Raw genomic sequence first — 25,706 nt, 5'->3', positions numbered from 1 at the left:
TCACCGATAAAACCGACAAGAGGCGATGCAATGAGCAATCCGACCAAGGCAAGAAAGAGCGATAGCAGTGTCGATGCGTGGGCCATTCTGTTCCTGATCATTCTCGTTGTAGGGACAGCGGTATTCTGGGTCAGTCATCAATAAACGACCGATCCGGGTCCGCTTCCGACGATTGTCGGACAAAAAACGGGATCAGGCGTCAATAGCCGCTGGTTCGAGGGCTATAATGCGCGGCCATTTTTCCTTGGGCCCGGATCATTCATGTTGAAGTTTGTCCGCCTCAGCCTTCTGCTGTTCGGCGCGGTTTTCGGATCCGCGGCACAAGCGGAGTCGGTGCTGTTCCTCAATCCGGGTTCGACTCAGGAAGCCTTCTGGGTCAGCTATTCGCAATTCATGCAGGCGGCTGCCCGAGACCTGGGCATCGATTTGCAGATTCTCTATTCCCGGCGCCAGCCTGAACTCACCGTGGCCCAGGCAAGGGTTGCCCTGCAGGGACCGAATCGTCCCGACTACCTGATGTTCGTCAACGAACAGTACGTTGCACCGCAGATCCTGCGGCTGGCAGAAGGCAGCGGAGTCAAGCTGTTCATGGTCAACGCGGTGCTGACCCCCAATCAGCAGGCACTGGTTGGCGAGCGGGCCGATCGCATTGGCAGTCTGGTGCCCAATGACGAGGAGGGCGGCTACCTGATGATGAAAGAGCTGATTCGCCTGCATCCCGCCGTGGCCCGCGGCGAGCCGATCGAGGCGCTGGCGTTCTCCGGTCTGAAGATCACGCCGTCGGCGCAGTTGCGCGAACGTGGCATGCAGCGCGCCCTGGCCGAACATCCGCAGGTGCGGTTGCGGCAACTGGTGTACAGCGGCTGGACACAACAACGCGCTTACGAACAGGCCCGACAACTGCTCAGGCGCTATCCGAACGTATCGCTGGTGTGGTCAGCCAATGATGAGATGGCATTCGGTGCGATGCGTGCGTTTGCCGAAGTTGGCAAGGTGCCGGGCAAGGATGCTCTGTTCAGTGCGGTCAATACCTCGCCCGAGGCGTTGCAAGCGGTGGTCGATGGCCGCTTGAGCGCGCTGGTGGGAGGGCATTTCACCCTTGGCGGCTGGGCGCTGGTGGAGTTGCATGATTATCAACAGGGCGTCGATCTGGACCGTTATGGCGGTCGCGACCGACAGTTGCCGCTGTTGCAATTGATCGACAAAAACCGTGCCCGGCAGATGCTGGCCATGGGGTCACCGGCAGGCTATGGGGTAAATTTTCGCAAACTGTCAGCCAAGGGTCATCCCGCTTCCTATCGCTATCCGTTCGACCTGCAGACCCTGATGCACTGAACGCCGTCAGACACCGGCGAAATGCAGCACCAGCTTGACGATGGCAAACAGTGTCAGGGCGAACACGGCGGTGAAGCCGATCCCCAGGATCACGAAATGGCTGGGCTTGCCATGCGTGAAGTCCCTTGCCCGATTCTTCCCGCTCTGCACCCCGAACGCCGCCGCCATCACGCTGTGCAGCATCTGCCAGAAGCTCGGCGGTTTGTTGTCGACTGGATCGTCCATAAATCCCCCGTCTGTGTAGGTTCCCCTAGAGCATAGCCAACCTGTTGGATTGTGCTGTTGCCACCGCCTCACTGTAGACGCAGTCGGTAACAACTCGTGGCCGATGCGATAACTATGTACCGCAGTCAACCGAGGCGGAAATGGTGTTCTGTCGTTCCATTTTTCAGGAGCGACAGAATGTCGATTCATCCCCCGACGCAGCCGGCAGCGGCGAAGAATTCCCGCAGCTCGTTGCCTGTTGAAAAGAAGGTCTTGGCCAGCGCGAGTATTCACGGCAAACGCCTTGAGCAGATGGTACCCGGCTGGCTGGTCGACGCCAGCGCCGAACGTCGAGCCCATATCAGACGTGTCGGCACGCAGTTGCCGGAGTGGTATCAGCAGTTGTCTGCAGAGCAATTAGGCGACTTGCAGGCGCGCACCACTGAAGGCTTTCTTGCCCAGTCACGGCTGGACAAGACGATGGCGGCGCTTGAGAGCAGCGAAGCATTTGCCGAGGCTCAACTGATAAAGGCGCTTAAAGATCAATTCAACGTCGAGCTCGACGTCAACAAAACCCAGGTGTGCCTCAGGCACGCTCTGGAAGTCAGTGCGCTGGACATCGAAGTGTCCAGTTTTGAAGTCTTGAAACTCTCACTGGTGCAGGCAGCCCTGCATAATTTCGAAGCATCGGAATGTGAAGAAGGGGCCTTCCATCGCGAATCCGGATTCGTCGTAGAGACGTCGGCTCCCGGTACATTCCAGGCCGTGACGGCCGCTATCACCGTCAGCGAGTTTCTGTCGCTGTGTCGTACGCTGAATATTGGCGCCCGCTACCAGGCTCGCGTGAAAGCGTTTTTTCAGTCGGCCAGCGCATTGCGCGAGCAATTCATCAGCAGCCAGAAAACCGCATTGCGCGCAGCCGCAGAGCTGGCCCTGTCGAAGAAAGACATCGAACCGGCCGACTATAGAATGCTGCTATCGGTCGTTGACGGCGAGGTCCATCCACGCCTGGGTGAGAAGTCCGTGTGGTTTCGCGACCTGAGCCTGATGAAGCACAGAATGACCGGTTGCGTGGTATTCAGCATCAGCGAACGCTATCGCTACACCAACGAGTTCATTGTCTACATCCCGCATGACCCGGAGCATCCGCTCAAACGCTATACCTCAGCGCAGATGCGCGAAGTATTCAAACGCAAATTCACGGCGCAAGACGCTGTGCCATCGAATGAAGCGTCGACTGCCTATCAGCGCTTTTTCAGTCAGTTCGTGGCCTATGCCGACCGCCCTTACTACTTCAGCCAATTCACCCGGCCTTCGGCGGATGCTCCAGTGGACCCGATGCGTTCGATCTGGGTGAAAGTCATCCAGATGATTCCACCGATTTCGGCTTTCACACAGATCAAGGAGCTCCCGCCCGAGCGTCCGGGCAAACGTGAACCGGAGGAGGATCCCTATCTCGACCCGTACGGCATTGTCCGCAAAGGCGTGGCGGGTCTCTGGGCTGCCAATACTGATCTGTGGCAGTACCTCTATGAGCAGCACTGCGACAAGTTCATCACCGATGCGCGTGCTCACGCCGTACCAACGGCTGATGTCGATGCGAATGTCCGGGCGAAAAGGCTCAATCATCTGCTCGAATTCGGCATGCTCGCGCTGAACATGGTGTCGATGTTCGTACCGGTGCTGGGCGAAATCATGATGACGGTCATGGCCGGTCAATTGCTGTATGAGTCGCTCGAGGGGGCTGTCGAATGGACTGAAGGTGACCGTCAGGCCGCCAAGTCGCACCTCGTCGATGTGGCGGAAAACCTGGCACTGATCGGGGTCATGGCTGGTGTCGGAAAAGGCCTTGGCAGACTGAGCGCGGCCAAGCCGGTCGCGGTGATCGAGAGGGCTGAACTGATTGAGCGCCCCGATGGCGCATTGCGTTTATGGACCCCCGACCTGGCGTCCTATGAAAGCCCCGTCGAGCTGAATCCAGCGTCTGTCCCTGATGCGCAAGGCCTGCATCGATTGAATGGCAAGACGTACATTCGTCAGCAGGGAAAGGTCTACCAGACGCAATTCGACGAACAGTCGAAGCAATGGCGCATTCTGCATCCGACCGATACCTCCGCCTATCGCCCCATCCTCGAACACAATCGTCTGGGCGCCTGGCGGCATACGCTGGAGCGTCCGCTGACCTGGGATCGATTGACTCTGCTGCGCCGCATGGGCCATTGCACCGAAGCCTTTGCCGATGAGCAATTGCTCAACATCGCGGATGTCAGCGGGGTCAGTGATGACGCGCTGCGCCAGATGCACAGGGATCATCTGCCGCCACCTCTGGCATTGGCCGACACCTTGCGACTGTTCGAGGCTGACCAAGGCGTGAGCCGGATCATCGACCAGATCGAGCAAGGCTCCAGCCTCGACGCCCCGTTCCTGCTGACATTGCCACTGCTGCCGCAAATGCCTCGATGGCCTGCCGGGCGCGTATTTGAGATTTTCGACGGGCCGCAGTTGTCCGGAGCAAGCGTCAAGCATGGCGCTGAGTTGTCATTGCCCGGCGAAAGCATCAAGGCACCGATCCGGATCACTCGCGCCGATGTCCTGAGTGGGCACATGCCTGCGCGTATTCTGGATGCGCTGGATGAAGCGGAGATTATCCGGTTGCTGGGGGCTGAAGCGGCCCGCGTCAGTGAACACCGACCAGCCGAATTCAGAAAGCAGTTGGCGGATTTCCTGAAGAGCCGCCAGCCGGCGATGTTCGAGCAGCTCTATGCCGAACCGCATCTGCATGATCCGCGGATTGCCAGACTGCAACGAGCGACACCCGGGTTGGGCCGCCCGGCAGCCATCAGGGTGTTGCTGCAGGCTGATGCCGAGGAGCTGGCGCGTCTGGACAGCGGCGGGCGCGTACCTTTGAGGTTGCTGGAGGCATCGCGAGGTTATGCGCAGCGCACGCGCTTCGATCATGCCATCGCCGGCTTGCACATGGAAAACCTGGCGTCGGCCGAGAGCCAGTGGCTGGCTCTGCGGGTGCTGGAAAGATTGCCTGGCTGGTCGCCCGATGTACGTCTGGAGGTGCGCGAGGGCAGTGCCCACGGGCGGTTGATCGATAGTCTCGGCGATGAGAACTCCCGCCAGCTCAAATACCTGGTCAAACGTGGCCCTTCCTATCAGGCCTTCAACGAACGTGCAGAGGAACTCAACGGTATTGCTCGGCAGGGCGATAACTTTTTCGCCTCGGTCATGCATGCCCTGCCTGACAAATCGCGTCAGGCCCTGGGGCTGGCCGACGTCAGTCAGAGCAATTCCCTGCGTCGGCTGGTGATTGACCATGCCCATCTACATCGCGCTGAACTGGCCCGGTTGGCCGGCAAGCGCCATGGCGTCAGCACATCCTTCAAGCCCCCGCTGCGCGTGCCGGGGCATGGCCTCGGTTACTACGCCAGCGGACGCGGGCAGGGCGTTAATCCGCTGCTGGTGCCACGGGTGCAGAATGTCTATCCAGCCCTCACCGATCAGCAGGCGGGCGGGTTCATTCTTCAGCAGTTGGCGTCGGGCAAGAGCGATGCACAAATCTATGAGCTACTGCAAAGGCGTACCCGCGAATGGCAGGCGCTTGAGGCGACACTGGCCGAATGGGAGGGTGAGCCGACACCGGAACCGACGCTGCAATCGATGATCGGTGGCAAGTCCAGCACCGTGCGCAATATCAAGCAGAGCTGGCGCACCTCACCGCTGGCGCAGATTCATCCACGCTTCGCACAGCTGGATCTGGTCTGCGATGAGGCGCTACCGCTTCTGACAGCAGACTTTTCTCACATACGGGAACTGAGTGTTCGCGGCCGCTGCATCACCGATACGAATGTTGACGCGCTGCTGGGCGTTTTTCCGCATCTGGAAAAACTGACCATCAATGCGACCGGGGAAACGTTCAGCAATGTCCCGCAAGCCTTACAGGGAATGGAGCGACTGACCCATCTGACGCTTTATGGCGCGATCCCGTTTGCCGCTGACATGCCGGCACGGTTGGGCAGGCTGACCCAGCTCGAAGAGCTGACAGTCTGTTCGTCGGGTTACCAGCCGATTGCCTTCGACGTCAGCCAACTGCACAAACTTCGAAAACTGGAGATCGCTGCCTATTCCTTGCTCGAATGGCCGGCCGGGGTTCTTGAGTTGCCTGATCTCGAACGTCTGAACCTCAAGGACACCGGGATCAACACCTTGCCCGTAGGGCTGCTCGCAGGGCACGAAAAGTTGTGGTCGGGGTTGTCACTTGACTGGTCAAAGTTCTCCCGCGAAAACTTCAAGCTCGCCTATGAGTACGTCAAGACACATCCCGAGCATCTTATTGACCGCGAAGCGATGGTCAGGGACTACTGCAAAGGTGAGTTGAACCGTCTGGGCGAAGGCTTGAGCACACCGCCGCAGAGCATCTTCGAGCGTTTCTTTGAGCAATGGCCTGACGAGCAGCAACGATTCGCAGCCATCGAAGCCTTGAGTGAGCAGTTTGCAACCCTCGACAGGCAGCTTATTGACTGGCTGCAAACGAGCACGGCCTCGCAGGAGTCACTCAGGGAAATAATCGGACGCTCAAACGCGACGCATGCCATCAGAACCAGTTGGCGCAAGGGACTTTTCAAACGCTACGGTGCGACGGTTTCCGCCTCGACGCTGGATTTGTCAGGGTTGATGCTCAGCGAGCTTCCGCAATTACCTGCCGATGCGTTCTCACATGTACGCACCTTGCTGCTTTTGGGTCAGCGAGTAGATGTCCTGCAACTGCGCGACTTCCTGGCGGCTTTTCGGGAGGTGCAGACGCTCGACCTGAGTGACAACGCCTTGCATGAATTGCCCATTGTGCCGGGTAGCCTGAAGAGGTTGTCGCGCCTGGATCTCTGCGACAATCTGTTGACTGATACGCCCCGGTTGCAGGAGGGCCTGGAGTCATTGCCGGCCCTCGAATATCTGGATCTGCGTAACAATCCTTTGACCGGATTGAGCGTCGCTGGCCTGACGCGCTTGAAGGCGCTGAATTTACGAGGCACCGATCTGCAAACCTGGCCCGCGGGGGCTGAGGCGCTCAGCCAACTGACCTGGGTGGACTTGCGTAGCAGCAAGATCACCACGCTGCCTCCAGCGTTTCTGGACAGCCATGCCGTGATCAACAGCAATCTGACTGGTAACCCTTTGACACCAGCCACGGCGGCAGCGCTGCGGGCTGTGCAACAGCGGATCGAGTTTGAAACGGGACTGCCCGAGGGCGCACTCGAAGCCTTTGCCAACGAACCGGTACCGCTGACCTTTCCTCCTGCAGAGAACGGTTTTTCGATTGCCAGGTATTTGTTGCCACTTCCCCAGGCGGCGACAGGCGAAGGTGAGACATTGATGATCAACAGTCTGCAGCGCATGCAGCCGGCCTTCAGTGGCGAACAAGCGGCGCAGTTGATTGAGCAGATGCGCGGCAGCGGAGCGACGAATGCTGAAACAGGTGGTCGGATCAGCGCCTGGAACCAGACGTTTGATACGCTGGTGCGCCAATTGAATGGCTGGCTGTACACTCGCGAGACCCATGGAACAGGCTGGGTCATCTCTTCGCAGACCCGCAGTCTGGCGGCCTGGCGAATCCTCACCTGTTGGCGGGCAAGGTTGCCCAACCTGCAAGGTGTGACGCAAGCGGTGCTGGATCTGAACGGTTTGCAACTGGGAGATATTCCGGCACTACCAGAAGATTTTGCGCATGTCCGCACGCTCAATCTGACGGGTACCAGACTGAGCGCCGAGGGGGCCAACGGTTTCCTCAACGCCTTCACCCAGGTGCGAACGCTGGCGCTTGGCGGTAATGAGTTGGAGGCTGTACCGCAATCGGTGCGCAACATGTCTGAACTGGAGCAGTTGGAGCTATCCAGTAACCGATTCTACGATCCCGAGCACTTGTACGAGTCCCTTTCCGGCCTGGAACATCTGACTTCGCTGGACGTGAGCTACAACAACCTGGAGTCGTTCGATGTCAATTATTTCGGGCGACTGGAAGCGCTCGATCTGCGCAACAACAATCTGCTGGCCTGGCCGGAAGGTGCGCTGCAGGCGGAGCATCTGCGCATGCTCAATCTGAGCCGTAACGACATCACTACGCTGCCAGAGGAGGCACTTGACGGTACGCACGAGCAATTGATGAACGGTACTGACTTGACCGACAACTATAATTTGTCCGAGGAAAGCCTTGAGCGGCTCCGGGCGTATCAGGTAGCGGGGGAACGTCACCGGGTATTGGGTTTCTCACGCGCTGATCTTGAAGAGCTGATTGACGACAGCGCGGGCGGGTTGACCGAAACGACTGACAGCATTGAATCCGACGAGATCGTGCCGATTGACCCATCGCAGGCGCAATACAAAGCCCCATGGCTGGCCAATTTCGCTCCCGAACAATTGGCGGATCGGGATGCATTGTGGGAATAGCTGGCTGCAGAGCCGGACAGCGCAGCGTTCTTCCATCTGCTGGAGCGACTGCAGGACACGCGCGAGTTCAGGGTGGCCAATGCTGACCTGACGCGACGGGTCTGGACTGTCATGGAAGCCGCCGCAGCCGACACCGAGCTCAGGGAAGTCATTTTTGCCGGCTCATCCACCCACGGCACTTGCGTTGACGGGCGGATCCTGACCTTCAGCGGTCTGGAAACCAAGGTATTCACCCATAACGCGTTGCTTGATTTGCCGTCCGATCGATCAGGCGCAAAAGGTGAAGTGTTGTTGAATCTGTCGCGGCGATTGTTTCGCCTCGACCAGGTCGACGAACTGGCGAAAGCGGCGGCATCACGCAGTGGTTTCGATGAAGCCGAGATGCGCCTGGGTTATCGAATCGGTTTGACCGCCGGTTGGGAGGACGGCCTGGAGTTGCCAGGACAGCCAAAAAACATGACCTATGCCTCGGGCATCGGCCCGCAACAACTGGTCGAGGCGCGAACGGAAGTCAGCAATGCCGAGCGGTCCGACAAATTTCTGGAAGATCTGATTCAGCGCGATTACTGGATGCAATACCTCCAGGAGAAATACCCCGAGGTCTTCAGGAAACTGGACGAGCTGCAATTGCTTGAGGACGGGGAAGATGACGGGCTGAGCGCCGACGATCCAGAATACTTGAACCGGTTGTTCGATCGTACGGCCGAACGCAACGTGAAGATGATCGAGCTTTCGCAGCAGGAAATCGATGCAATCAATGCTGTAAAAGCGCCTGTCCCGGGCTCTTCACGGCATCTGTCCGACGTCTGAAACTGAAAGTACAGTGCCCGGCGCCGGTTAAACCGGCACCGGGATCAACCCGTTTGATCAGTTGTCGTAGCCGAGGTTTGGTGCCAGCCAGCGCTCGGTGACGCTCAGGTCCTGACCCTTGCGCGAGGTGTAGCTCTGCACCTGGTCCTTGTCGACCTTGCCCACGGCAAAGTATTGCGCCTGCGGATGGGCAAAGTACCAGCCGCTGACCGCTGCAGCCGGGAACATCGCGTAATGTTCGGTGAGGAACACACCGCTGCGGCCAGCGCGCATTTCGGCCGCTTCCGGGTCGAGCAACGCAAACAGTGCGGCCTTCTCAGTGTGATCCGGGCAAGCCGGATAGCCCGGGGCAGGGCGGATACCGGAGTACTGCTCTTTGATCAGTGCTTCGTTGTCCAGCTGTTCGTCCCTGGCATAGCCCCAGTGTTCTTTACGCACCTGCTGGTGCAGCCATTCGGCGCAGGCTTCGGCCAGACGGTCGGCCAGGGCCTTGACCATGATCGAGTTGTAATCGTCGCCAGCGTCCTGATAAGCCTTGGCGACTTCTTCGGCACCGATGCCGGCGGTGGTGATGAAACCACCGACGTAGTCGGTCACTTCGCTGTCCTTCGGTGCAACGAAGTCGGCCAGCGAGAAGTTCGGTTTGCCGTCGGTCTTGATGATCTGTTGACGCAGGTGATGCAGGCGCGCCATTGGCTTGCCGTCATCGCCGTACAGTTCGATGTCGTCGTCATGCACCTGATTGGCCGGCCAGAAGCCGAACACCGCACGGGCGCTGATCAACTTTTCGTCGATCAGTTTGGTGAGCATCTCGCGAGCATCTTTGTACAGCGAGGTGGCGGCTTCACCGACCACTTCGTCTTCAAGGATGCGCGGGAACTTGCCGGCCAGGTCCCAGGAAATGAAGAACGGCGTCCAGTCGATGTACTCGGCCAGAACGTTGAGGTCGATGTTGTCCAGCACCCGGGTGCCGGTGAACGTCGGTTTGACCGGGGTGTAACCGGCCCAGTCGAACTGTGGTTTCTTGGCGATGGCTGCTGCATAGCTCAGGCGTTCGGTGCGGGCGCTGCGGTTAGCGGTGCGCTCGCGCACATCGACGTAATCGGCGCGGGTCTTCTCGACGAAACCGGCTTTGAGCTCCTTGGACAACAACTGGGTCGCCACGCCCACGGCGCGCGAGGCGTCGGTGACGTAGACCACGGCATCGTTACTGTACTTCGGCTCGATTTTCACCGCCGTGTGCGCCTTGGAGGTGGTCGCGCCACCGATCATCAGCGGCAGGTGGAAATCCTGACGCTGCATTTCGCGGGCGACGTGGACCATCTCGTCCAGCGACGGGGTGATCAGGCCGGACAGGCCGATGATGTCGCATTTCTGCTCTTTGGCTACCTGCAGAATCTTCTCTGCCGGGACCATCACGCCGAGGTCGACGATGTCGTAGCCGTTACAGCCCAGCACCACGCCGACGATGTTCTTGCCGATGTCGTGCACGTCACCCTTGACGGTGGCCATGAGGATCTTGCCCTTGGCTTCGGGCTTGTCGCCTTTTTCCAGCTCGATGAACGGGATCAGGTGTGCCACCGCCTGTTTCATTACGCGGGCCGATTTCACCACCTGCGGCAGGAACATTTTGCCGGCGCCGAACAGGTCGCCGACGATGTTCATGCCGGACATCAGCGGGCCTTCGATCACTTCGATCGGACGGGCGAACGACTGGCGCGATTCTTCGGTGTCTTCAACGATGTGGGTAGTGATGCCCTTGACCAGCGCATGCTCCAGACGCTTGTTGACGTCCCAGCTGCGCCACTCTTCGGTCTCGGCTTCCTTGACGCTGCCGTCGCCCTTGTACTTGTCGGCAATGGCGAGGAGGGCATCGGTGCCTTCCGGAGTGCGGTTGAGGATCACGTCTTCGACGGCGTCGCGCAGTTCCTGCGGGATCTGGTCGTAGATCTCCAGCTGACCGGCGTTGACGATACCCATGGTCAGGCCGGCGCGGATCGCGTACAGCAGGAACACCGAGTGGATCGCCTCACGCACCGGGTTGTTGCCACGGAACGAGAACGACACGTTGGACACGCCACCGGAGCTCAGGGCATACGGCAGCTCGTCGCGGATGTAGGCGCAGGCGTTGATGAAGTCCACAGCGTAGTTGTTGTGTTCTTCGATGCCGGTGGCCACGGCGAAGATGTTCGGGTCGAAAATGATGTCTTCCGGCGGGAAGCCGACTTCGTTGACCAGAATGTCGTAGGAGCGTTTGCAGATTTCTTTCTTGCGCGCTTCGGTGTCGGCCTGGCCGGCTTCGTCGAACGCCATCACCACCACCGCGGCGCCGTAGCGCTTGCACAGTTTGGCGTGGTGGATGAACTGCTCGACGCCTTCTTTCATGCTGATCGAGTTGACGATGCCCTTGCCCTGAATGCACTTGAGGCCGGCTTCGATCACTTCCCATTTCGAGGAGTCGATCATGATCGGTACGCGGGAGATGTCCGGCTCACCGGCGATCAGATTGAGGAAGGTCACCATGGCCTTCTTCGAATCGAGCATCCCTTCGTCCATGTTGATGTCGATCACCTGCGCGCCGGCCTCGACCTGCTGCAGGGCGACTTCCAGGGCTTCGGTGTAGTTGTCTTCACGGATCAGGCGGGCGAATTTGGCGGAGCCGGTGATGTTGGTGCGCTCGCCGACGTTGACGAACAGCGAGCTGCGATCGATGGTGAACGGCTCCAGACCCGACAGGCGGCACGCCTTGGGAATGTCCGGAATCTGCCGCGGTGCGTAACCGGCCACGGCTTTGGCGATGGCTTCGATATGGCCCGGGGTGGTGCCGCAGCAACCGCCGACGATGTTGAGGAAACCGCTCTGGGCGAATTCTTCGATGACTTTGGCGGTGTCCACCGGCAGCTCGTCGTACTCGCCGAATTCATTCGGCAGGCCGGCGTTCGGGTGCGCCGACACGTGGGTGCTGGCCTTGTCCGACAGCTCTTCCAGGTACGGACGCAACTCACGCGCGCCGAGGGCGCAGTTCAGGCCGACGGAAATCGGTTTGGCGTGCGCCACCGAGTTCCAGAACGCTTCGGTGGTCTGGCCCGACAGGGTACGGCCGGAGGCGTCGGTGATGGTCCCGGAAATCATGATCGGCAGTTCGAAGCCCAGCTCTTCGAACACCCCTTGAACGGCGAAGATCGCGGCTTTGGCGTTGAGGGTGTCGAAAATGGTTTCGATCAGGATCAGGTCGGCGCCACCTTCGATCAGACCTTTGGTAGCCTCGGTATAGTTCTCCACCAGCTCATCAAAGGTAACGTTGCGGTAGCCCGGGTTGTTGACGTCAGGCGACAGCGAGCAGGTGCGGCTGGTCGGGCCGAGCACGCCGGCGACGAAGCGCGGCTTGGCCGGGTTCTCAGCGGTCTTGGCGTCGGCGACCTTGCGGGCCAGGCGCGCGCCTTCTACGTTTAATTCGAAGGCCAGCGCTTCCATGCCGTAGTCGGCCATGGAAATGCGCGTGGCGTTGAAGGTGTTGGTTTCCAGAATGTCGGCGCCGGCATCCAGGTAGGCTTTCTCGATGCCGCCGATCACGTCCGGACGGGTGATCACCAAGAGGTCGTTGTTGCCCTTGACGTCACTCGGCCAGTCAGCGAAGCGTTTGCCGCGATAATCCTGCTCTTCGAGCTTGTAGCTCTGGATCATCGTGCCCATGCCGCCGTCGAGAATCAGGATGCGCTCTTTGAGGGCTTGCTTGAGAGCTTGAAGGCGGACGCTGCGATCGGACATTTGGACTACTCGAAAAGACCATTACGAAGGGCCGGGATCATAACAAACCTGTGCGGTTTTAGAGCATGTCACGCTTTTGCATGAATATCGTTCATGTTGGTACGGCCGTCATACTGTAGAATTGCGGCGTTTTTTTCAGGATCGGGATCAAGGGCATGTCGTACCGCGTCATCAGCATTTTCTTGCTGTTCTCAAGCTTTGGCGCGGTGGCGCAGGAGCCCTCGATTTCGCCTTCCATTTCATATACCCGTGACATTCAACCGATCTTCACCGAGAAGTGCGTGGCCTGCCACGCGTGCTACGACTCCGCCTGTCAGCTCAATCTGGGCAGCGGCGAAGGCGCTGGGCGTGGCGCGAGCAAGATGCCGGTCTACGACGGTGAACGGACCCAGGCCGCGCCGACCACTCGACTGTTCTATGACGCCTTCGGCAAACGCGCCTGGCAGCAGAAGGGCTTCTATTCGGTGCTCGACGCCCAGGGCAGTCAGGCGGCGCTGATGGCGCGGATGCTGGAACTGGGGCACAAAACCCCGCTGACTCCCAATGCCAAACTGCCGGAAGACATCGTGCTTGGCCTGCAGCGAGAAAACATGTGCGCGATGCCCGCCGAGTTTGAAGGCTACGCCGGCGCCCACCCGAAAGAAGGCATGCCGCTGGCGGTGACCGGCCTGACCGATCAGCAATACCAGACGTTGCAGCGCTGGCTGGCGTCTGGTGCGCCGATTGACGAGCAAGGCCTGGCGCCGAGCGCCCGAGAAGAGCTGCAAATCGTCCAGTGGGAAAACCTGCTCAACACCCCGGGAGCGCGGCAGAGTCTGGTCGGGCGCTGGTTGTTCGAGCACTGGTTCCTGGCGCACATCTATTTCAAGGACGGCGAGCCGGGGCACTACTTCCAGTGGGTGCGTTCGCGCACGCCGAGCGGCCAGCCGATCGACCTGATCGCTACCCGTCGCCCGAACGATGACCCGGGCACTCAGGTGTATTACCGCCTGTGGCCGGTGCAAGGGGTGATCGTGCACAAGACCCACATCACCTATCCGCTGAGCGCGGCGAAGATGGCGCGGGTCAAGAGCCTGTTCTACAGCGGAAACTGGCAGGTCAATGCGCTGCCGGGTTACGGCCCGCAGAGCCGCGCCAACCCGTTCGCCACCTTCGAGGCGATTCCGGCCCAGGCGCGTTATCAGTTCATGCTCGATAACGCCGAATACTTCGTGCGTACGTTCATTCGCGGGCCGGTGTGCCGCGGGCAGATCGCGACTGATGTGATTCGCGACAACTTCTGGGCGCTGTTCCAGGCCCCGGAGCATGACCTGTACATCACCGACCCCAACTATCGCGGGCAGGCCACGCCATTGCTGGCGATGCCGGGGCAGAATGACGACGTCGGCAGTGTCCTGAGCCTGTGGCACAACTACCGCAACAAACGTAATGAATACGAGGCCCTGCGCCGCGACAGCTACGCCGATCAACCGCCGCCGAGTTGGTCTACCTTGTGGGCCGGCAACGACAACGCGCTGCTGAGCATCTTCCGCCACTTCGACAGCGCCTCGGTGACCAAAGGCCTGATCGGCGAAGTGCCACAGACCCTGTGGCTGTTCGACTATCCGTTGCTGGAGCGCACCTATTACCAGTTGGCGGTCAACTTCGATGTGTTCGGCAACGTCTCGCATCAGGCGCAGACCCGTCTGTATTTCGACCTGATCCGCAACGGCGCCGAGCAGAACTTCCTGCGTCTGATGCCGGCCGATTCCCGCGAGGATTACCTCGACGATTGGTACCAGAGCAGCGGCCAGTTCAAGATGTGGCTCGATTACGAGGCCATTGACGACGACAAGCCGACGGCGCTGAAACTCGATTCGAAAGACCCGAAATACGATTTCGCCATGCAGTTGCTGGCGCGTTACGGCGACCTCAATGCGCGGCCCGACCCGATCAATCGCTGCGCTGGCGCCTACTGCTCGCGGCCGAATATCGACCCGGCGCTGCAAAACGCCGAGCAGGCCCTCAGTCGCTTGACCTCGCGTCCAGCGGCCGGTCTGAAAGTGATCGATCAATTGCCCGAAGCCACCATGCTGCGCATCGAAACCCGCAACGGCAAACGTGAGGTGTACAGCCTGCTGCGCAACCGTGCGCACAGCAACGTCGCGTTCCTGCTGGGCGAGTCGCTGCGCTATCAACCGGGTCTCGACACCTTGACGATTTATCCGGGCGTGCTCAGCAGTTATCCGAACTTCATATTCAACATTCCGGCCGAGCAAGTACCGGAGTTTGTCGATGCAATGGAAAACGCCAAGGATGCCGAGCGCTTCGAGAAAATCGTCGAACGCTGGGGGATTCGCCGCAGTCATCCGCAATTCTGGTTCTATTTCCACGACCTGAGCCAATACATCCACGAAACCGACCCGGTGGAAGAGGGCGTGCTGGACATGAACCGCTACGAGAATCTTTGATCGTTTGAGACGGACCCGCTGTCCCAATTCTTGGCAATACCGCAAATCTCAACTGCGGGAGCGGGCTTGCTCGCGAAGGTGTCAGCTCATTCGAAATGGATGTCGCCTGACACAGCGCATTCGCGAGCAAGCCCGCTCCCACAGGGGGCAGTGGTGTTTCAGGAATCGTGGACAGGAGCGCTCAATGTTGATTTCAGTGCAGGCCCTGCGGGCGCTTGCCGCGTGGACGGTGGTCTGTCACCACTTCATGCAGATTTTCTTCGACTTCAAGGCGCGCGGCCCGATTGGCCAGTTGTTCATCGACAAAGGCGCAGTCGGGGTCGACATCTTTTTTGTGATCAGCGGCCTGGTGATCTTCTTGTCCACCGAGGACAAGCGCCTGCGGCCGGGGCAATTTCTGCTGTACCGCCTGTCGCGCATCGTGCCGGCGTACTGGCTTTACACGCTGCTGATGGCGCTGCTGGTGCTGGTCGCCGGGCAGGTGTTGCCGGATCAGAGGCTGGACGTCGGGCATCTGCTGCTGTCGCTGTTGTTCATTCCGGCGCAGAACCCCGGCGGGTACGGGATCTACCCGACCTTGAATGTCGGCTGGACCCTCAATTACGAAATACTGTTCTACGTGCTGTTCGCCTGTGCGCTGGTGTTCCGTTGGCAGGTGCGTCTGCTGGTGGTCGCAGCGTTGCTGTTTGCTACTTGCCAGGCGTTTGGCTGGGTCAGCGAGTTCTATCGTTCGGACATCGTTTACGAGTTCTTGCTGGGGATCGGCATCGGCATCCTGTACCGCCGGGGCTGGATTGGCCCGGGCCTGTGGTTGCCGTTGCTGGGAATTGGCGCCGCGTTGATGGCAATCTATTGCCTGACGCCGGCGCCACGACTGTTGAACTGGGGGCTGGCGAGTGCGGTGCTGGTGATGGCCTGCATGGCGCTGGAACGTTATGTCGAGCGCAATCGGCTACTCAAGCTGCTGGGCGATTGTTCGTATTCGGTGTATCTGATGCACGTGCTGGTGCTGTCGGCCGGTGGTTTTATCGCGCGACATTATGGAATCAGTCCGTACCTGATGTTCGTCGTCTGCGCTGTGGCCATTGGCGCAGGGTCCTGGTTGAGCTACGAATGGGTGGAAAAACGCAGCTATCAGTGGCTTAAAGCGCGGATCGATGGCGAACCTGTGGCTCAATCGGATTCCCAGCTTTCCCGACAAAAATACTAGGACTTTGTGCGGCGCGATGATTGGCGTAAACTGCGCCCAAGCCTGCGAGGAGTTTCCATGACCGCTATTACCATTACCGACGCCGCCCACGATTACCTGGCCGATCTGCTCTCCAAGCAGAACACCCCGGGCATCGGCATCCGCGTCTTCATCACCCAGCCTGGCACCCAGTACGCCGAAACCTGCATTGCCTACTGCAAGCCGGGCGAAGAAAAACCTGAAGATACCGCGCTGGGGCTGAAAAGCTTCACCGCCTACATCGACTCGTTCAGCGAAGCGTTCCTTGACGATGCCGTCGTCGACTACGCCACCGACCGCATGGGTGGTCAACTGACCATCAAGGCGCCAAACGCCAAAGTGCCGATGGTCAACGCCGACAGCCCGGTCAACGAGCGCATCAACTACTACCTGCAAACCGAGATCAACCCGGGGCTGGCCAGCCACGGCGGTCAGGTCAGCCTGATCGATGTGGTCGAGGACGGCATCGCCGTGCTGCAGTTCGGCGGTGGATGCCAAGGCTGCGGCCAGGCCGACGTGACCCTGAAGGAAGGTATCGAGCGCACTCTGCTCGAGCGTATTCCTGAACTAAAGGGTGTGCGCGACGTGACCGACCACACGCAGAAAGAAAACGCCTACTACTAAGGTGTTCGCTGCGGACATGAAAAACGGCGCCCCGTGAGCGCCGTTTTTTTTGCGTGAAATTCAATGACGCCTTCGCGAGCAAGCCCGCCCCCACATGTGATCGCATTACTACTGCGGGTGCGGGCTGGCTTGCGAAAGGGCCGTCATGGGCGATAAAGATGCGCATGCCCCGCGCGATACAGCGATGACTCGCTGAACACCTCACTGCCCAGCACTCGTCCAACCAGAATCAACGCCGTGCGCCGAAACCCCTTGGCCTGCACCTTCGCGGCAATATCCTCCAGTGTCCCCACCACCCAGTCCTGATCCGGCCATGTCGCGCGGTGAATCACCGCAATCGGGCAATCCGCGCCGTAATGCGGCAGCAGTTCGGCGATGATTTTCTCCAGGTGATTGACCCCCAGATGAATCGCCATGGTCGCGCCATGCTGCGCCAGACTCCCCAGTTCTTCGCCGGCCGGCATTGCAGTCTTGTCGGCGTAACGGGTCAGAATCACGCTTTGCGAGATGTCCGGAAGGGTCAGTTCTGCGCCCAGCAGTGCCGCACACGCCGCCGTTGCGGTAACGCCAGGGATGATTTCGAACGCAATATTCAACTCACGCAAATAGCGAATCTGCTCGCCAATCGCGCCATACAGGCTCGGATCGCCGGAGTGCACCCGTGCCACATCCTGCCCCTTGGCGTGGGCGGATTTGATCAATTCGATGATCTGCTCCAAGTGCAATTCGGCGCTGTTGACCACGGTTTCGGCCTGATGCCCCTCCAGCACAGCGGCCGGGACCAGCGAGCCTGCGTAGATGATCACAGGGCAGCTGCGAATCAGTCGCTGGCCTTTGACAGTGATCAATTCCGGGTCGCCGGGGCCGGCGCCAATGAAGTAGACGGTCATGAAGAAATCCTGTGAAAAACGGGGCAGGGCAAGGCTTCAGATGAAGATTGCTCATGATCAAAGAGGGGAATTATCGGGATTTTACGCAGCGCCGGCCAATGCCAACGTGGTCTGGGCGTATTTTTGCCGGGAAATCAGCAGTTTTGCCGGCGCCTGAATCAGCTGTTCGGCGAGGGCCAACGCAGCACTTTCAGCAACGCCGTAGCATCCGGTACGTTCGTAGGCGATCTGTGAATGATGGCTCAGACGCTGCTGATAACTCGCCAGTTCTACGCTGCTGAAATACAACAGCGGCAGTGCCAGTTGGGCGGCGAGTTCCTGTAAACCGGGCTCATCGCGCTTCAAGTCGATACTGGCCAGGGCCTTGACCGCTAAAAGGTCGATGCGATGCGCCTGCAAGGCCTGGTCGAGCAACGCGCGCAGCGTGCTGGCCGGGCAGCCGCGCTGGCAGCCCAGGCCGACGACGAAGGTCGGCGCTGCGCTGTCATCGGTCATGCGTGGTACTGACCATCGCTTTTGCGGCGGAACAACCAGGCGCTGATCAGGCCCAAAGCCAGCCAGAACGCCACGTTGGTCAACTGCGAAGCGATTTTGAACTGAGCTTCCAGCGCCTCGGGTGCCAGCATCGAATGCACCTCCGGCTGCGGTGCGCCGATCACATGCGGTACGGCCAGGATTGCCACGCCCAGCAGCTTCATCAGCCAGTGACGGCTGAACACGATCAGGGCCAGGCCGACAGCGGTCGAGGCGGCCGTGCCGATCCACCACATCTGCCGTGAAGCCAGATCGGCTGCAGCGGTGCCCGGCAGTTCAGGCGGCAGGCCGAGGGTCGGTGCAAGCACGAAGGTCGCGTAACCGGCCAGGCCCCAGAGCAGGCCTTGCGAGGTTTTGGTCGGTGCACGCAGGGTGTAAAGGCCCGCGAGCATCAGGGCGAAACCGACGGCCACCACCAGATTGCCTCCGGTGGTTGAGACTACGCGCTGCCAGCCGTCTTCAGGCTCCCAGGCTTGTGCGTCGTGGGTGTGCCCGGCCATGGCGCCATCGGCATGTTCATGAACGGCGACAGGTTCGGCTTTCTCGAAGGTTTCCGCCTGCAGAATCAACGGCGAGACCCAGAAACTTTGCAGCAGAGTGAGGAGCAGGGCAGCCAGCAGGCCGGTGAACCCTGCGGTTTGCGCAATTCGCTTGATCATGTCGAAAGGTCTCAGTGGCACGGAAACGCGGCGCTGTGGCGGGTATCGTGGGCGGCGTTGTGCACCGCTTCGATGTGCGAGAAACCGGCGAAGTAGACGAGGCTGGCACCCAGGATCGAGGCAAAGATCGCCGCAGTCAGGCGTTGGCTCAACGTGGCGGTGCTGGAGATTTTATCGGTGTTGCTGCCGGTGCTGCTGATGATCGACATGGCGCTTCCCTCTGGAGTGTCAGCGGGTGAATAGAGCGCATGAAGACCCCTGCGAGTCGGGCACGCAGAGGTTCGAACAGCGCCCGCCCACCGCGGGTTTGTTATGTTCAGCGACGCACAATGCGCACTGTGTGTTGCGGGCCGGTCTCCGGGCTCACGAGGGGTTGGCGTCAGGCCGACCTGCAAGCATCACCTTCCCATGCCGTACTGGCACAGTGGATCTGACGCTTCGCTCGCTTACCGTTGCGGGGGCAGCACCGGACTGACATGGGCTTGAGTAAAGCACATGATTCACCGGTTTCCCGTTTCACCCTGTGAAGGGCACCCGTAACAAGTTGTGTAGGAGACCATGGGTTGGGGAATTTAGTCAATTTTGTGGGTGGATCCGGTGCTGCGGCAACGGCCGCTTAGGGTTCCGCCCTGACGGCGGGTCACTTTTGGCAAACGCCCCAAAAGCAACCAAAAGGTCTATGCCCTGACGTTCGGCCCTCGCCTAGGCTCGGGTTCCTTCGCTCCGGGATTGATCCGGGGGCATCGCCTACGGTTTGCTTCGCTGCACCTCCTCTCGATGTGTCTGGCTGCGCCAAACGGTCGCTGCGCTCCCACCCCCGGATCAATCCCTCCACTCAGCCTGCCGACGGGCCTTGAGATCAAAAGATTTACTCGAGCTAACGCTCATCGTGTTGAGTGGGGCGGCTTCGCCGCATGGGGGGCACGAATTAAAATTGTGGGAGCTGGCCTGCCAGCGATGGCGGCCTCACGGCCGACCAATCTTTAACTGAGCACACCCGATCCCACTGTGGGAGCGGGCTTGCTCGCGAAGGCGGTCCGCCAACCAACTAATTCCAACTGAACACACCTAATCCCCTGTGGGAACTGCCGAAGGCTGTGATCTTTTGATCTGGATCTGGATCTGGATCTGGATCTGGATCTGGATCTGGATCTGGCTTTTGATGTTGCCTTTGATCTCAAAGCCCCATCGGCAGGCCGAGCGAAGGTGTCCATCAGGGGGGAGGCGCGCAGCGCCATGCGGCGAAGCCGCATACATCGAGAGGAGGTGCAGCGAAGCAAACCGTAGGCGATGCCCCCTGATGGGCACCGTAGCGAGGGAACACTGAGCCTCAGCGAAGTGCCGTACGCCGGGGCAAGACTTTTTGGTTACTTTTGAGGCGTTTGTCAAAAGTGACCCGCCGTAAGGGCGGAACCATTAGAGGCCGTTACCGCAACAACGGATATGCCCCCAATCCAAACATTGACCCATCCCCACACCATGCGTAGCCTTGCGCTTTCGAGGTTCTTCGGCCCACACCGAAGCTAAGAAGGGAACGCGGTCCAAGCCGCGGCTGCCCCCGCAACTGTGAACGGTGCTGTTCGCTGCCACGCCACTGCCAACTCAATCCAGAGCCAGCGGGAAGGCGCAGCGAATGCCAGGCCCAAAGCCTGAACACCGTCAGCCAGGAGACCTGCATCGTGACAGATTTCTCACTACAACCGGGCGGGGTGATCCGGTGGCGAATTCTTCCGCGCGCTCGGTCGCAGCGGATCTCGTCCCGTATGCCCGCCACCTTGCCAAAGGGCATCCGATGAAAACACTGGCCAAACTCCCTGTCACCATCGTCACCGGTTTCCTCGGCTCGGGCAAAACCACCTTGCTGCGACACATGCTCGACAACGCTCAGGGCCGCCGCATCGCGGTGATCGTCAACGAGTTCGGCGAACTGGGCATCGACGGTGAAATCCTCAAGCAATGCACCATCGGCTGCACCGAAGAAGAAGCCACCGGCCGCGTCTACGAACTGGCCAACGGCTGCCTGTGCTGCACGGTGCAGGAAGAATTCTTCCCGGTGATGCGCGAACTGGTCGCCCGTCGCGGTGATCTCGACCACATCCTGATCGAAACCTCCGGTCTGGCCCTGCCGAAACCGCTGGTCCAAGCTTTCCAGTGGCCGGAAATCCGCAGTGCCTGCACCGTTGACGCGGTGATTACCGTGGTCGACAGCCCGGCGGTGGCTGCGGGCACCTTCGCCGCGTTTCCGGATCAGGTCGATGCCCAGCGCAAACTCGACCCGAACCTCGATCACGAGTCGCCGCTGCACGAACTGTTCGCCGACCAACTGGCCAGCGCCGATCTGGTGATCCTTAACAAGGCCGACCAGACCAGCCCTGAAGACCTCGCTCGCGTACGTCTGGAAGTCGCTGAAGAGCTGCCGCCAGCGGTGAAAATCATCGAAGCCAGCAACGGCCGTCTGCCACTGGACGTGTTGATTGGCCTTGGCGCGGGTTCCGAAGAGCACATCGACAGCCGCCACAGCCATCACGATCACCACCACGACGGTGATGACGACCACGATGACCACGATCATGACGCTTTCGATTCGATCTCCATCGAACTGCCGCAGGCCGATGAAAGCTTGCTGCTCGACGCACTGACGCAACTGGTGGTTCAGCACGGCATTCTGCGCGTCAAAGGCTTCGCGGCGATCCCGAACAAGCCGATGCGCCTGCTGATTCAAGGCGTGGGCACGCGTTTCGACAAGCACTTCGACCGTCAGTGGGGCACCGATGAAGCGCGCGTCACGCGCCTGGTGCTGATCGGCCAGGAACTCGACGCCGCGCAACTCGAAGCGCAACTGCGCGCCGCGCTCAGCGTTTAAGCCATGCACCTGCTCAGGACCCAGCCCGGCGGTTTCGTGTCGGATGACAATATTGCCGACCTTGGACAAACCCCCGCCGAGCTGGTGATCCTGTGCAGCGGCGATTCCAGCCTGGCGCTGCTCGCCGAAGCTGCGCAGCAATTGCCCGAAGACTACCCGAGTCTGCGCCTGGCCAATCCCATGCAGGTGCAGAATCACGCTTCGGTCGATCTGTATGTCGATGAGGTGCTGCGTCACGCCAAGGTGATCCTGATTTCGTTGCACGGCGGCATTGCCTATTGGCGTTATGGCGTCGAGCGGCTGGTGGAGCTGGCTGAGCGCGGTGTGCAGGTGATTCTGGTGCCGGGCGATGACCGTCCCGACCCTGAACTCAGCGACTTGAGCACCGTGCCCGCCGAGGATCGCGACCGCCTCTGGCAGTTCCTGCGTCAGGGCGGCATGGGCAATGCGCTGGACTTCTTCCATTGCCTGGCCAACCGCTGGCTGGCGCGGGACTACGCCTGGGACGAGCCGCAAGCGCTGCCGCGTACGGCGATTTACCAGCCACAGAAAAACTCCGCTGTGCTGTGCGACTGGCAAGCCGAATGGCTGCCCGGTCAACCGGTCGCGGCGGTGTTGTTTTATCGCTCGCATTTGCAGGCGGCCAACACTGCGTTCATCGATGTGTTCTGCCAGCGCTTGCAGGCGGCGGGGCTCAATCCGCTGCCAATCGCGGTTGCCAGCCTGAAAGAGCCGGGCTGCCTGAGCGTGGTCGAGGATTGGCTGGACGAGGTCGAGGCGGCGGTGATTCTCAACACCACCGGGTTCGCGCAATCCAGCCCGGAAGCCCCACATCTGCGGCCGTTCCGGCGCAATATTCCGGTGATTCAGGCGATCTGCGCGCAGGACAACGAGCCTGGCTGGCGCGACAGCGAGCAAGGCCTCGGCCCGCGCGATCTGGCGATGCACATCGCCTTGCCGGAACTCGACGGGCGCATCATCAGCCGACCGATCAGCTTCAAGGATCTGGCCTGGCGCAGTGAGCGCAGTCAGTCCGACGTGGTCTGCTACCGGGCGCAACCGGAGCGCATGGATTTCGTCGCCGAACTGGCCCGGCGCTGGAGCGATCTGGCGCGGGTGCCGAACGCGGAAAAACGCATCGCACTGATCCTCGCCAACTACCCGACCCGCGACGGTCGTATCGGCAACGGTGTCGGCCTCGACACCCCGGCCGCGGCTTTGAATATCTTGCGTGCGTTGCAGGCTGAAGGCTTTCCGCTGACGGCTCAGTTGCCGGACAGCGGCACTGCGCTGATCCAGCAATTGCTCGGTGGCGTCAGCAACGACCTCGACAGCATCGATTTGCGCCCGTGCCAGCAAAGCCTGGCGATGGACGCTTATCTGGCGATGTTCAATGCACTGCCGCAAGCCAATCGTGCGGCAGTGCTGGAACGTTGGGGCGCTCCGCAAGACGATCCGATGTGCCGTGACGGGCGGATGATGATCGCCGGTCTGCGCTTTGGCCTGACCTTTGTCGGCATTCAACCGGCGCGCGGTTATCAGGTCGATCCGAGTGCGGTGTATCACGACCCGGATCTGGTGCCGCCCCACGGCTATCTGGCGTTCTACTTCTGGCTGCGCAACACCTACGGCGCGCACGCGGTGATTCACGTCGGCAAGCACGGTAACCTCGAATGGCTGCCGGGCAAGGGCGTCGGCCTTTCGCAAAACTGCTGGCCGGACGTGCTGCTCGGGCCGCTGCCGAACATCTATCCGTTTATCGTCAATGACCCGGGTGAGGGCGCACAGGCCAAACGACGCACGCAAGCGGTGATCATCGACCACCTGATGCCGCCGCTGACCCGTGCCGAAACCTACGGCCCGCTGCGCAATCTGGAACTGTTGGCCGACGAATATTACGAAGCCCAATTGCTCGACCCGCGCCGCGCCCGCGAGCTGCAGCGCGACATCCTGCAACTGGTGCGCGAGACGCAGATCGACCGTGAACTGCAACTCGACGCCGGCCTGGACAGCGACGCCGACGCAGCGATCTGGCTACCGCGGCTGGACACCTATCTGTGTGACCTCAAGGAATCGCAGATTCGCGATGGCCTGCACATTTTCGGTGAGTCACCGACCGGACGTTTGCGGATCGACACGTTGCTGGCGCTGCTGCGCATTCCGCGTGGCGACGGCAAGGGCGCACAGTCGAGTTTGCTGCGGGCTGTGGCGAAAGCCTTTGAGCTGGGGTTTGATCCGCTGGATTGTGCGTTGGCCGAGCCGTGGAATGGCCCGCGTCCGCAGGCGCTGCAAAACGTCAGCGATGAAATCTGGCGCAGCGCCGGCGATACCCGCGAACGCCTCGAACTGTTCGCCACCCAACTGATCGCCCAGGCACTCCAAATCCCCTGTGGGAGCGAGCCTGCTCGCGAAAGCGGTGTTTCAGCCGACATTGATTTATCTGACCCACCGCCATCGCGAGCAGGCTCACTCCGACAGGATCCGCGTTGGGCTGAAGTCAGCGTAATCATTGAGAACCTGCGCGAAGTCGTCGCCCCGCGTCTCGACGCCTGCGGCCCCGCCGAAATGCGTGGCTTGCTCGATGCGCTGAACGGCCGCTTCGTCCCTGCCGGCCCAAGCGGCGCGCCGAGCCGTGGCCGTCTCGACGTGCTGCCCACCGGGCGCAACTTCTACTCGGTGGACGTGCGCAACCTGCCGACCACCACCGCGTGGCGCATCGGTTTTCAGTCCGCCACGCTGATTCTCGAACGGCACCTGCAGGATCACGGCGATCACCTGCGCCAGCTCGGCCTGTCGGTGTGGGGCACCGCGACCATGCGCACCGGCGGCGACGACATCGCCCAGGCCATGGCGCTGATGGGCGTGCGTCCGGTGTGGGCTACCGGCAGTCAGCGCGTTGATGACTTTGAAATTCTGCCGCTGAGTCTGCTGGACCGGCCACGGGTCGATGTGACGTTGCGGGTCTCCGGGTTCTTCCGCGATGCCTTTGCCAACCTGATCCGCCTGTTCGACGCGGCCGTGCAAGCGGTGGCAGCACTGGACGAACCCGACGATCTCAACCCGCTGGCGGCGAAAGTGCGTGCCGAGCGCGAGGCTCTGCTGCAATCGGGGCTGGATGAAGACGCGGCGCGGCGCCAGGCCGGTTGGCGGATCTTCGGCGCTAAACCCGGAGCGTACGGCGCGGGTGTGCAGGGCGCCATCGATGGACGTCTGTGGCAGAGCCGCGAGGATCTGGCCGAGGTCTATCTGAATTGGGGTGCCTACGCATACGGTGGGTCCGACGAGGGCACCGCCGCCCGCGAGCAGTTCGTCCAGCGCCTGAGCCAGGTGCAGGCTGTGCTGCAAAACCAGGACAATCGCGAGCATGACTTGCTCGATTCCAACGACTATTACCAGTTCCAGGGCGGCATGCTCGCGGCGGTGGAAACCCTGCGCGGAGAAGCGGCGGCCAGTTATCACGGCGATCACAGCCAGCCGGATCTGCCGAAAATCCGCACCCTGAAAGAAGAACTGAATCGGGTGATCCGCTCGCGGGCGGCCAATCCGAAATGGATCGACGGGGTCAAGCGCCACGGCTATAAAGGCGCGTTCGAACTGGCTGCGACGGTCGATAACCTGTTCGCCTTCGATGCCACCACGCAACTGATCGACGATCATCAGTATGCGTTGCTGGCCGACGCCTATTTGCTCGACCCGGCGACCCGCGACTTTGTCCGCGAGCACAATCCGCATGCGCTGCGCGACATGACCGAGCGCATGCTGGAAGCGCAACAGCGCGGAATGTGGCAGGAACCCGGCGCCTATAAAGAGGCCCTCGAAAACCTGCTGCTGGATATAGAAGAAGACACCTGATGCGCTGTAAATCAACTGTGGGAGCGGGCTTGCTCGCGAAGG

The 25,706-nt window shown here is 60.6% G+C and carries 14 protein-coding genes and 2 riboswitches; of the genes, 8 read left to right on the top strand and 6 right to left on the bottom strand.

The annotated features are described in order from the left end of the window. Positions 1-261: 261 nt before the first annotated feature. Complete coding sequence (locus U862_RS0122905) at positions 262-1,335, top strand: ABC transporter substrate-binding protein (protein ID WP_025112548.1); 1,074 nt, start codon at positions 262-264, stop codon at positions 1,333-1,335. Positions 1,336-1,341: 6 nt separating this feature from the next. Here U862_RS0122905 and U862_RS0122900 read toward each other — a convergent pair whose 3' ends face one another. Beyond that, the gene (locus tag U862_RS0122900; protein WP_025112547.1) at positions 1,342-1,560 is read right to left on the bottom strand and encodes a DUF2970 domain-containing protein; all 219 of its coding nucleotides are present in this window, start codon (positions 1,558-1,560) and stop codon (positions 1,342-1,344) included. Positions 1,561-1,674: 114 nt separating this feature from the next. On the opposite strand from U862_RS0122900, the gene U862_RS0122895 reads away from it, so the two are divergent. Further along, complete coding sequence (locus U862_RS0122895) at positions 1,675-7,986, top strand: leucine-rich repeat domain-containing protein (protein WP_256214729.1); 6,312 nt, start codon at positions 1,675-1,677, stop codon at positions 7,984-7,986. After that, complete coding sequence (locus tag U862_RS31225; RefSeq protein WP_256214732.1) at positions 7,987-8,796, top strand: NEL domain-containing protein; 810 nt, start codon at positions 7,987-7,989, stop codon at positions 8,794-8,796. It begins immediately after the preceding gene. A gap of 57 nt (positions 8,797-8,853) precedes the next feature. Here the strand turns inward: U862_RS31225 and metH are convergent, their stop codons facing one another. After that, the gene (gene metH / locus U862_RS0122890; RefSeq protein WP_025112546.1) at positions 8,854-12,564 is read right to left on the bottom strand and encodes a methionine synthase; all 3,711 of its coding nucleotides are present in this window, start codon (positions 12,562-12,564) and stop codon (positions 8,854-8,856) included. Positions 12,565-12,719: 155 nt separating this feature from the next. On the opposite strand from metH, the gene U862_RS0122885 reads away from it, so the two are divergent. The 3 genes from U862_RS0122885 (at position 12,720) to nfuA (ending at position 16,866) form a co-directional block, all read left to right on the top strand. Continuing rightward, positions 12,720-15,014 (top strand): fatty acid cis/trans isomerase, encoded by a 2,295-nt coding sequence (locus tag U862_RS0122885; RefSeq protein WP_025112545.1) that lies wholly within the window; start codon positions 12,720-12,722, stop codon positions 15,012-15,014. 184 nt (positions 15,015-15,198) lie between these two features. Next, entirely contained in the window at positions 15,199-16,224 is a 1,026-nt protein-coding gene (locus tag U862_RS0122880) for an acyltransferase (protein ID WP_025112544.1), read from the top strand. 57 nt (positions 16,225-16,281) lie between these two features. Then, complete coding sequence (nfuA, locus tag U862_RS0122875) at positions 16,282-16,866, top strand: Fe-S biogenesis protein NfuA (RefSeq protein ID WP_003225494.1); 585 nt, start codon at positions 16,282-16,284, stop codon at positions 16,864-16,866. 143 nt (positions 16,867-17,009) lie between these two features. Here the strand turns inward: nfuA and cobM are convergent, their stop codons facing one another. The 4 genes from cobM to U862_RS0122855 all read right to left on the bottom strand — a co-directional run bounded on the left by cobM (position 17,010) and on the right by U862_RS0122855 (position 19,158). Then, a complete protein-coding gene (cobM, locus tag U862_RS0122870; protein WP_025112543.1) occupies positions 17,010-17,756 on the bottom strand; it encodes a precorrin-4 C(11)-methyltransferase in 747 nt (248 codons plus the stop codon). Between the two features lie 81 nt (positions 17,757-17,837). After that, the gene (locus U862_RS0122865; protein ID WP_025112542.1) at positions 17,838-18,251 is read right to left on the bottom strand and encodes a cobalamin biosynthesis protein; all 414 of its coding nucleotides are present in this window, start codon (positions 18,249-18,251) and stop codon (positions 17,838-17,840) included. After that, on the bottom strand, positions 18,248-18,949 hold the full coding sequence (locus U862_RS0122860; RefSeq protein WP_025112541.1) for a CbtA family protein: 702 nt from the start codon (positions 18,947-18,949) through the stop codon (positions 18,248-18,250). Before U862_RS0122860 ends, U862_RS0122865 begins: the two co-directional genes overlap by 4 nt. A gap of 11 nt (positions 18,950-18,960) precedes the next feature. After that, complete coding sequence (locus U862_RS0122855) at positions 18,961-19,158, bottom strand: CbtB domain-containing protein (protein ID WP_003225486.1); 198 nt, start codon at positions 19,156-19,158, stop codon at positions 18,961-18,963. A 121-nt stretch (positions 19,159-19,279) separates the two neighbouring features. Further along, positions 19,280-19,502, bottom strand: a riboswitch (cobalamin riboswitch). A 930-nt stretch (positions 19,503-20,432) separates the two neighbouring features. Next, a riboswitch (cobalamin riboswitch) is annotated at positions 20,433-20,644 on the top strand. Positions 20,645-20,741: 97 nt separating this feature from the next. On the opposite strand from U862_RS0122855, the gene cobW reads away from it, so the two are divergent. After that, a complete protein-coding gene (gene cobW, locus U862_RS0122845) occupies positions 20,742-21,812 on the top strand; it encodes a cobalamin biosynthesis protein CobW (protein ID WP_025112539.1) in 1,071 nt (356 codons plus the stop codon). Between the two features lie 3 nt (positions 21,813-21,815). Continuing rightward, complete coding sequence (gene cobN, locus U862_RS0122840) at positions 21,816-25,664, top strand: cobaltochelatase subunit CobN (protein ID WP_025112538.1); 3,849 nt, start codon at positions 21,816-21,818, stop codon at positions 25,662-25,664. The last annotated feature ends 42 nt before the right edge of the window (positions 25,665-25,706 follow it).

The organism is Pseudomonas sp. H1h (assembly GCF_000633255.1).
GTDB lineage: Bacteria > Pseudomonadota > Gammaproteobacteria > Pseudomonadales > Pseudomonadaceae > Aquipseudomonas.
The sequence above is the reverse complement of the archived record's forward strand: the minus strand, read 5'-3'. Positions and strand labels throughout refer to the sequence as shown.